The sequence below is a fragment of the Campylobacter concisus genome, assembly GCF_003048555.1.
Lineage (GTDB): Bacteria > Campylobacterota > Campylobacteria > Campylobacterales > Campylobacteraceae > Campylobacter_A > Campylobacter_A concisus_AO.
Genome location: NZ_PIRR01000081.1, coordinates 1 through 2,408, shown reverse-complemented (window position 1 = coordinate 2,408; position 2,408 = coordinate 1). Strand labels below are relative to the sequence as shown.

Genomic DNA, 2,408 nt, shown 5'->3' with positions numbered 1-2,408 from the left:
TTTCACTATTATTGAAGTGTTTTTTTAAATTATCAATCAATTTTTTATCATAAAGCAGCTCATTTGTACTGCTACTGCTTGTATTATTGCTCATAGCTGCATTTACCTGTAAAAGGAAATTTGGAAAATTTATGATAGATGAAAACCTTTCATTTTCGTTTTCATTTTGTGTTGTTTTTTCAGAAGTTAAATTTTTATTTTCTAAAATTTTGTTCAATGGCTCTTCTTTGGCATTATTGTTATTTTCGATAGAAATTTCAAAAAGTTCGCTTTCATTACAAATTTTATTCCAGTCATTGCCAAAAATTTGTTCTCTTAGATTCTTTTCAAAGCTCATCTGCACGTATCTATCCATGTCTGCACAAGCATCCCAAACCAATGCAGCTATTTTTCTGTCTTTTTCTTCTAAGACTTCTAAAATTTTTGCCTTTGCAATCTGATGAGCTTCAAGTTGCTCGCCTCTTGTGTTCATTATTTCAAAAAAATGATTTAGATCGGCATCATTTGGGACTGGTACGCGTAGAAGTTTGGCATTTAAAATTTTACTTTTAAAACTCTCGTCTTTTTTATTTTCCGAAAAATATTTTTCTATAATTTTAAACCCATCTACTATTTCAGTAGACGGCAAATCAGCACATTTATCATCATCGCAAATTTTTTCTAGCGTTTCGTTTGACTTTTGTCTAGCTTCAAATTTAAGTTCACCTTTTATGTCGTGCTTAAGATATCTTAGTATCAAAAATAGAGTTGTGAGTCTTTGTTGCCCATCTATAACTTCAAAAACACCATCTTTTTGCTTAACAACCAAACTCCCTATAAAATACCCATCATCATTACTTTTAATATCATCTAAAAGCATCCCTATCTCATAACTTTTCCAAGCGTAGTTACGCTGATATATGGGTATCAGATACTTGCTTTCAAAAATTTTTTCTACACTAAATTTTAGATCATCCGTTTTGCTCATTTTTAACCTCCAATCTATTTTTTATATCATCATATCCACCAACAATGGACTCAATATCACATAGCTCAACGCTGTAAATTTCATCTGGCGATCTCATGTGAGATATTTTTTCAAATAAATTTAATCCGTTATTTTCATCTTGATATCCAAGTGCATATTTGTTTATGCTCTCTAGATATACGGCCTGTTTTGCCAAACGCAAGGTATAAACGTATCTATAAAAAAATGCGCAAATATTTTCGCTAAGCTCATCAAAGCCAAATCTATCAACAAATGCCATTATAAGGCATTCAAAAAGTCTTACTATATATTTATCACCTCTCTTTTTCCTAGGCATGGCGTTGTCATCATATTTTGCTTCTACAAATTTCTTTATTTTATGGCAAAGGTTTAGATAGTGAGCTGTAAAGTAAAAAAAGTGTTTTCCACTTAACAAATCTTGAGTGAGTAAAAATTTAATACTATTTTTAGAGCTAAAAATATAAGCAAAATCATCACTTTTTTCTAAAAAAGTTACCGCTGCTTTATTAAATTTAGTCACATTATATAGTGAAGTATGGTCTATGCCTTTAAAAATATCTATGTGGTTTTTAGAATAATATAATCCGCTCTCTCTACGTTGCCATCTAATAATAGGGAACAAAAAATCGCTAAAAATTTCTTTTATTTCATCGCTATTTTTATCCTCCCAATTTGATACTATCTGAACTTTTTTGGCTTCATTGTCATCTACCATATGCCTTAGATGGTATGCTTTTAGTAGATCGTGCACTTCTAGTGCTTTACCTCTGGTATTTTGCGAGTCAAAGTAGTTAAAAGCATCTTGTTGTTTATACACAATGATTTCAACCATGGTGCAATTATTTAAGATAAATTGTTTAAATTTTTCTTTTTCATCACCTGTTAGTAACTCTACTTTTTGTTTTAAAATTTTATTATTGTTTGTGATGCTATTAAAAGAGAGAGGATTGAAAATTTGCTCTAATAGTGGTAAATTTTCTTTTTGTCCTAGTAAATTTAGTAGTATTGTAAGTGTAGTGAGACGTTGTTGCCCATCGACAATATTATAATTTTCGCTTTCTTGGTGCAGTATGGTAGAGCCTATGCGGTAATCGTTTTTGTTGTTTTTGTATTCTCTAAAAATATCATTAAAAAGCGTAAGAGCCGATTTGGTACTCCAAGTATATGGACGTTGATAGTCTGGTATTTTGAGTTTTTTATTATAGATTTCAGATATTTTTACAATATTTGCTTTCATACCCATCCTTTCAAATTTTTGCATTATAGTGCAATTCATTTTTATATCAGTGTCTTAAACTTTCTCTTATTCTCTTCTCCTTTCCCTCTCTTCCTTACTTGTTCTCTTTTTCCTTCTTCTTCTTTTTTTCCTTCTTTTTTTTTTTTCTTTTTTTTTTTTTTTTTTTTTCTTTTTTTTTCTTTT

2 protein-coding genes are annotated in these 2,408 nt (G+C 29.9%); both read right to left on the bottom strand.

Annotation, left to right across the window (positions count from 1 at the left end; all coding sequences use genetic code 11):
• Nucleotides 1-967: DUF262 domain-containing protein (locus tag CVS92_RS08905; protein WP_159070363.1), on the bottom strand; the 967-nt coding region annotated here is incomplete at its 3' end.
• Nucleotides 951-2,225, bottom strand: coding sequence for a DUF262 domain-containing protein (locus CVS92_RS08900; RefSeq protein WP_159070362.1), 1,275 nt, complete (start codon nucleotides 2,223-2,225; stop codon nucleotides 951-953). The genes CVS92_RS08905 and CVS92_RS08900, both read right to left, overlap by 17 nt.
• Nucleotides 2,226-2,408 lie beyond the last annotated feature (183 nt).